The organism is Sulfitobacter sp. HI0129 (assembly GCF_001635395.1).
In the GTDB taxonomy this organism is placed as follows: domain Bacteria; phylum Pseudomonadota; class Alphaproteobacteria; order Rhodobacterales; family Rhodobacteraceae; genus Sulfitobacter.
Genome location: NZ_LWGH01000406.1, coordinates 1 through 7220, shown reverse-complemented (window position 1 = coordinate 7220; position 7220 = coordinate 1). Strand labels below are relative to the sequence as shown.

The following is a 7220-nucleotide window of genomic DNA, read 5'->3' as shown; positions in this document are numbered from 1 at the left end:
AACGCCGTCCCGAAGCGGCAGCGTGAATTCGCAGCGGGGCGGGCGGCGGCACGGCAGGCGTTGCGCGCGGCGGGCGGCACCGCAATCGCGATCCCCATGGGGGCGGACAGGGCACCGCAGTGGCCCGCAGGCTTCTGCGGCAGCATCACTCACGATGATCATTGGGCCCTTGCCGTGGCCGCGCGGACGGATCACTGGCGCTCGTTGGGCCTTGATCTCGAAGACGCGAGCCCGCTGGAAGATGATCTCATCCCCCTGATCTGCACCGAAGCGGAGCGGGCGCGTTTCGATATCCGGGGCGCCTCCCATTCCGCAAAGGCGATATTCAGCGCGAAAGAGGCCGCTTACAAAGCGATCTATCCGCTTACGGGGCGGATGATGTCCTTCCACGATATCGAATTGTTGACCCTCGGGGAGTGCGCGTTCGAGGCGCGGCTTGCCGTGGCACAGCCCCCTTTTGGGCGCGGCCTTGTGATGGAGGGTCGGCAGCGGATCTGCGCCGGGCGGCTTGTCAGCTTCGTGGCGTTTGGGCAGGGTAGCTGACGGAGGCCCGTTGTCGTGACACCCATCTCCCGCAGAACCGCCATCTATTCGCTCGCAGCGCTTGTCTTGGGCGGTGTTACCCTGCTGCGTACCCGGTCCCGCGGCGAAGCGCCGCTGCCGCCCTTGCCCGATCTCGCGCCGCCCGTGGGCGCCCTGTCGGTCTATCATCTGGGTCATTCGCTGGTCGGCCACGACATGCCCGCCATGCTGGCGCAACTGGCGGGGGAGGACCATGAGTTCGCCAGCCAGTTGGGTTGGGGGGCGACGCTGAAACAGCATTGGGATCCGGACGAACCCGTTGCAGGTTTCGCCGAGATGAACGGCCATGCCCAATTCCGCCCCGCCCGCGAGGCCGTCGCCGCAGGCACGTATGATGCCATCGTCTTTACCGAGATGGTCGAGATCGCGGATGCGCTCAAATATCACGACGGGGCCGCGCATCTGAAGCTCTGGTCGCAGGCCGCGCTTGATGCCCGCGACGACGTGCGGCTTTACCTTTATGAAACATGGCATCGGACCGACGATCCCGCCGGATGGCTTACCCGGATCGACGGGGACCTTGCGCGCTACTGGCTGGGCGCGTTGGCGCGGCCCGCGCGGGAGGCGGGGCTGCCGCTCTACCTCGTACCGGGGGGGCAGGTCATTGGCACCTTCGTGCGGCGGCTGGAGGCTGAGGGCGGCTACCCGGGGCTGGCCGACCGGCACGGGCTTTTCGCCACTGCGCCCGATGGCAGCCGTGATACCATTCATCTTGGCGATGCAGGAAACTACCTCATGGCGCTTACCCATTACGCAACGCTCTATCACAAGAATCCTTTGGGTCTGCCGCATGACCTCATGCGCGCGGACGGCACGGCAATGGCGCCCCTTTCCACCACCGCGGCACGCGCGATGCAGGAGGTTGTCGGCGAGGTGGTGTTACGCCTGCCCGAAACCGGGGTGACAGCATGGGCGTGATCGACACGGCCATTTCGGTTTTGATGGTGGGCCACAGCCTGTTCGGTCCCACGGGCCCCGAAATGCTGCAGGACGCCCTGCGCGCCGGGCAGGGGCAGGGCGAGGTGGCGGCGCAGATCATCAACGGCGCGCCCCTGCGCTACAACTGGGACAACTCCGATACCGCCGAAGGGGTGGATGCCCGCGCCGTCCTGCCGGAGGGGGAGGTCACCCACCTGATCCTGACGGAGGCGCTGCCGCTGGCCAATCATGTGAAATGGTCGGAAACGGATGTCTATGCGCAGGCGTTCTATGGTCTCGCCGTGTCTGCCAACCCGGACGCACAGGTATATCTGCAGGAGACTTGGCACAGCCTGCGCAGCGGAACGGGCGAGCCGGTGGAACATGACGACGGGGCGGGTACCCCGTGGCGCGCCCGGCTGGACGCCGATCTGCCGGTCTGGGAAAGCATCGCGCAGAGCGTCTCCGCCGGGCGCCGCGATGGGGCGGCCCCTGTGCGGATCATTCCTGCCGGGCAAGGCATGGCGCTGCTGCACGACCGTATCGCCGCAGGCGCCGTCGAAGGCATCGACAACATCGCGCGGCTTTTCGACGACGATATCCATCTGAGCGATCTGGGGCATTATTTCGTGGCCATGGTCCAATACGCGACCTTGACCGGAGAGTCCCCGCTGGGCCTGCCGGCGGAATTCACCGATCGATATGGCAAAGCCTTCGACGCCCCCGATGCAGATCTGGCGCGCACCCTGCAGGGGATCGCGTGGGAGGCGGTCGAAACCTATCGCGCCCGTACCCCGGAACAGCAGGCACGCGCCGCCACGGTGCAGGAACCCGCGGCACCGCCCCCGGCCACCGGCCCCCCAGGGGCGGAAACGGAAGCTGCAGCGCCTGTGAGCGCGGACCCGACGCCCCCGGGGGAGTTCACGCCCGTTCCCGGCCGGTCCGACATGGCGATCGGGCTTGCGCCGGTCAGCGACTGGGCCACCCAGCAGCCCTTTCTTGACGTGATGAAGCTCGCCCGGCCGTGGATCGGGCATTTCCCCGGTAAGTGGGGCGGCATGTCCTACGAGGATTTGCAGGCGACCGGGTTCCTTGACCCCGACGGTTGGCCGCTTCGGNTGCCGCCNATCGTCGGCAGTATCGGCACGCTCATCCTGACGGACCTGCCCGCCGATGCCGAAGGGCTGAGCGGTCGTTATCGGCTGCGCTTTGACGGGCGCGGGATCGTCGAAGTGGCGGGGCGCGCGACCAATGTGCGCTATGGCAAGAACGAGGTAACGTTCGAGTTCACGCCCGGCCCCGGCGGCGTGGATATCCGGCTTCAGCGCATCTTCCCTGCCGATCCGCTGCGCAATATCACCGTGGTGCGGCAGGATTACGCGGCCCGCTTCGACGCGGGTGAAGTGTTTCACCCACTCTGGCTCGACCTGATCGCGGAATTCGACGCCCTGCGTTTCATGGACTGGATGGCCACCAACAATTCGGATCAGCACGAATGGAAGGACCGGCCCCGCGCTGAGGACGTGACCTATGCCCGCAAGGGCGTGCCGGTGGAACTGCTGGTCCGCCTGTCGAACGAGGTCGGCACCGATGGCTGGTTCACCTTGCCGCACCGGGCGGACGACACCTACATTCGCAACTTCGCCCGCTATGTGTCGGAAAACCTCGATCCTGCGCTGAAAGTCTATGTCGAGTATTCCAATGAGGTCTGGAACACGCGGTTCGAACAGGCCGCCTGGGTCGCGGCGCAGGCCGAGGCGCTTTGGGGGGATGCGGGTGCCGCGGCGCAATATCACGGGATGCGGGCAGCGGAGGTTGCGGGCATCTGGTCGGACGTCTTCGCGGACGCTGATGCTGCCCGGCTTGTGAACGTGGTGGCCACGCATACCGGCTGGCTCGGATATGAAAAGCCCCTGCTGGACGCGCCGCTGGCGCAAAAGATGGGGAAGGCAGCTCCCGCGGAGGCGTTCGACGCCTATGCGGTGACAGGCTATTTCGGCGGCGTGCTGGGCAAGGCGGACCGGCGCGAGGTGGTGCAGGACTGGCTGGACGAAAGCCTCGCCCGGGCCGAAGCCGGGGCCGCCGCCCTTGACCTGACGGGGCAGGCCGCGCGGGACCATGTGCAGGCCCACCGGTTCGATCACGCGACAACGCTCGCGGCACGGGAACTGCGCGATGGCGCGCTTGGGGGCGATCCGGTCGATACGCTGGCGGATCTGGCGCTGCGGGTCTGGCCCTACCACGCGGCGGTGGCGCAGGCGCACGACCTCGATCTGGTGATGTACGAGGGCGGCAGTCACGTCGTGGGCCTTGGTCCGCTGGTGGATGACGCGGAGCTGACAGCCTTCTTTCACCACCTCAACTACAGTGCCGAAATGGGGGCGCTCTATTCGACCCTGCTGGAAAACTGGCGGGCAGTAGGCGGCCAGCTTTTCAACGCCTACGTCGATGTCTTCGCGCCGGTGAAATGGGGAAGCTGGGGCGCGCGGCGGCATCTGGGGGATGAAAACCCCCGCTGGGAAGCACTGGTTGAGTTCGAATGAACGACACTGCCATCAGCATATTGATCCCCGCCCATGACGAGGCGGCCTATCTTCCCGGCTGCCTGCAGGCGCTGCTGGAATCGGACGATCCCGCCGGTCTGACCACCGAGGTCATCGTGGTGGCCAATGGATGCACCGATGACACGGCAGCGGTGGCGCGCGCGCATCAGGCGACCTTTGCGGAAAAGGGTTGGCCGCTGACGGTACTGGACCTGCGGCAGGGCAGCAAACTCAACGCGCTGAACGCAGGTGAGGACGTGGCGAGGGGGCGCATTCTCGTTTATCTCGACGCTGATGTGCTGGTCTCCCCCGCGCTGCTGGCCGAGCTTGCCGAAGCGCTCGATGTAGCACCGCCGCGTTACGCCAGCGGTCGGGCAGAGGTCACGACAGCGGGCAGCCGGATGAGCGCGGCCTACACGCGCTTCTGGCTCACCACGCCCTTCCTGACCGAGGGCGTGCCGGGCTTCGGCCTTTTCGCCATGAACCGGGCGGGGCGGGATCGGTGGCAGGACTGGCCGCACATCATATCGGACGACACATTCGCGCGGCTCCACTTTAGCCCGGAAGAGCGCATCGCCGTCCGCGCCGGCTATCGCTGGCCGATGATCGAAGGTTTCGGGCCATTGGTGCGAGTACGGCGGCGGCAGGATTACGGAGTCACGGAGATCGCGGAACGCTATCCCCAACTTCTGCGGAACGAGGACTCAGGGGGGGGCGGGGTGCCGGTCTGGCGGCGTGCCCTGCGCGATCCGGTCGCTTTTGCCGCCTTTGTCGCGGTGCGCCTTACCGTGCATCTGCCGCTTTTCCGCAGTGCGGATCCATGGGCCCGGGGGCGCTGAAGCCCTAGACGTCTGCGAAATGGGCTGCGAGCTTCGCGGCCTCGCTGTTCACGTCGTGGCGGACGAAGACCCTCGCGCGGCCCGCGCGGCCCATCCTGTCCAACGTGCCGAGCGGCGCATCGGCAAGCGCCTGCAGCGCCGTGCAAAGCGCCTGCGTATCGCCTGCAGGCACCAGCCGGCCGGTCTGGCCGTGCAGCACCAGTTCCGGCGTGCCGGCCACATAGGTCGCGATGACCGGGCGCGCCGCGGCCATGGCTTCCATCACCACCATGGGCAGGCCCTCGGCGAAGCTGGGCATCACCAGCGCATGGGAGGCGGCCAGTTCGTCCTCTATCCGGGCCTCATCGACCCAGCCGGTTAGCGTGACCCGGTCCTCCAGCCCGTGGCGCGCAATGGCGGCCCGGATGCGGGGCCGCATCTCGCCGTCGCCCACGAGCGTCAGATGCAGGGTGGGATGGCGCAGCTTTCCCATCGCCTCGATCAGGGCGAGCTGGCCCTTCTGTTCCACGAAACGTCCGATCGACAGGATGCGCCGGGGTCCGTCCGTCAGAGGGCGCAATGCGGCGAAGCGCGATGGATCGATCCCGCAATGGACGACCTTGATGCGGTCCCAGTCTTCCGGGTCGGCCCAGCGGCACAACTGGCTGCGCCCGTATTGGCTGATCGCCACGGTAAAGGCGGCGCGGGCGATCTTTTCGCCCAAGGACAACGCGCGCGGGCTGTCGAACTCTTCAGGGCCATGCACGGTAAAGCTGTAGGGCAGGCCGCCCATGATCCGCGCGAGCATTGCCACGGTTGCGGCATTGGTCCCGAAATGGGCGTGGGCGTGATCCGCGCCCATGTCGGCGCAACGCTCCGCCACCACCGCGGCTTCGGCGAGATAGATCATATGCCGCAGCACACCGGTTTCCGACGCGCGCCCCAGTGCCCAGGCCCGCCGTGCCGCCGACCACCACTCCCGCGGGGCTGTACGCAGGCGGCGCCAGCTTGCCCGGCCCAGCTCCGCGCCGCCCAATGCCAGCACATGCTCCGTGCGTTCCGCCTCTGCCCGGTCCTGCGCATCGACGAGCGGCGCATCGGGGCCGCGCATGGCGATGCGGCTCACTTGGTGGCCCTGCGCTTCGAGCGCGCGGATCTCTCGGCGGATGAAGGAGTGGGAGGGCTGCGGATAGGTGTTCAGGATGTAGGCGATGTGCAACGCGGGGCCCCCTTGCGCGGTTGCACCTTGTTACCCGCAGCCTTGCCACTGGCACAAGGCCGCCCGAGCCACTAGTCTGCCGCGAAACCGGATCAGGGGCGATGTTTTTGGTGTTTGCTGGGGCTTTACGACTGCTGAGCGGCAACCGCCTGATGGCCCGTGTGATACGCTCCGCCTCATGGATCGTGCTGGGCTACGGCGCGTCGCAGGCGATCCGCCTGGCGTCGAACCTGATCCTGACGCGGCTGCTGTTTCCGGAGGCGTTTGGCCTCATGGCGCTTATCTCCGTAGTGACGGTGGGGCTGACGCTGTTCTCAGACATTGGCATCGGACCTTCCATCGCGCAGAGCAAACGCGGCGACGATCCCGACTTTCTGAACACCGCATGGACGATACAGGCCATCCGGGGCTTCGCGCTCTGGCTGGTGGCCTGTCTTCTGGCTTATCCCGCGGCATGGCTCTATGACGCGCCGGCGCTGATCTATTACCTGCCGATCGCCGGGCTGGGGCTTGCCGTGGCGGGCTTCAACCCGACGCGGATCGAAACGGCGCATCGGCATCTGGCGATGGGGCGGCTGACGCTGCTCGACCTCACCTCGCAAATTGTGGGGATTGTTGCCATGATCGTGCTGGCACTGCTTTTGCAGTCGGTGGCCGCATTGGTGATCGGCGGAGTGATCGGCATTCTTGCGAAGCTTGGGCTGACCTGGACGTTCCTGCCGGGGCCGCCCAACAGGTTCCGCTGGGAGGCGCGGTCGCTGCGGGAGCTTGTGTCATTCGGCAAATGGATATTTCTCTCCACCATGGGATGGTTTTTCGCCAGTCAGGGGGACAAGGCCATTCTGGGTGGCTTCCTGGCGCTCGAAACGCTGGGCATCTATAATATCGGCTATTTCCTGGCGAGTTTTCCGCTGCTTCTCGGCCTAAGCGTGAGCGGACGGGTGATGATCCCCATCTACCGCGAAACCGCCGCGAAGGGCTCATCACGGCTGCGGCCCATGCGCTATGGGCTGACCGCGAGTGTCATGCTGCTGCTGGCGGGGATGGCGTTTGCGGGGCCCATGCTCGTCGATCTGCTTTATGATCCGCGCTATGCGCAAAGCGGGGCGATCGTGGTGCTGCTGGGCGTCGTCCTGATGC

At 66.6% G+C, this 7220-nt stretch carries 5 protein-coding genes; 4 read left to right on the top strand and 1 reads right to left on the bottom strand.

What is annotated here, in order from left to right:
• The 3 genes from A3764_RS10830 to A3764_RS10815 all read left to right on the top strand — a co-directional run.
• Positions 1–543 (top strand): 4'-phosphopantetheinyl transferase family protein (locus A3764_RS10830; protein WP_067951577.1); only part of this gene is annotated, 543 nt, incomplete at its 5' end.
• A gap of 15 nt (positions 544–558) precedes the next feature.
• Complete coding sequence (locus A3764_RS10825) at positions 559–1500, top strand: hypothetical protein (protein WP_150121570.1); 942 nt, start codon at positions 559–561, stop codon at positions 1498–1500.
• Positions 1501–4039: 2539 nt separating this feature from the next.
• A complete protein-coding gene (locus A3764_RS10815) occupies positions 4040–4882 on the top strand; it encodes a glycosyltransferase (protein WP_067928388.1) in 843 nt (280 codons plus the stop codon).
• 4 nt (positions 4883–4886) lie between these two features.
• On the opposite strand, the gene A3764_RS10810 is transcribed toward A3764_RS10815, so the two are convergent.
• On the bottom strand, positions 4887–6080 hold the full coding sequence (locus A3764_RS10810) for a glycosyltransferase (protein ID WP_067928391.1): 1194 nt from the start codon (positions 6078–6080) through the stop codon (positions 4887–4889).
• 152 nt (positions 6081–6232) lie between these two features.
• Between A3764_RS10810 and A3764_RS10805 the strand changes: the two genes are divergently transcribed.
• Positions 6233–7220, top strand: a 988-nt coding sequence (locus tag A3764_RS10805) for an oligosaccharide flippase family protein (protein ID WP_067951578.1), incomplete at its 3' end; no start/stop codon positions are given.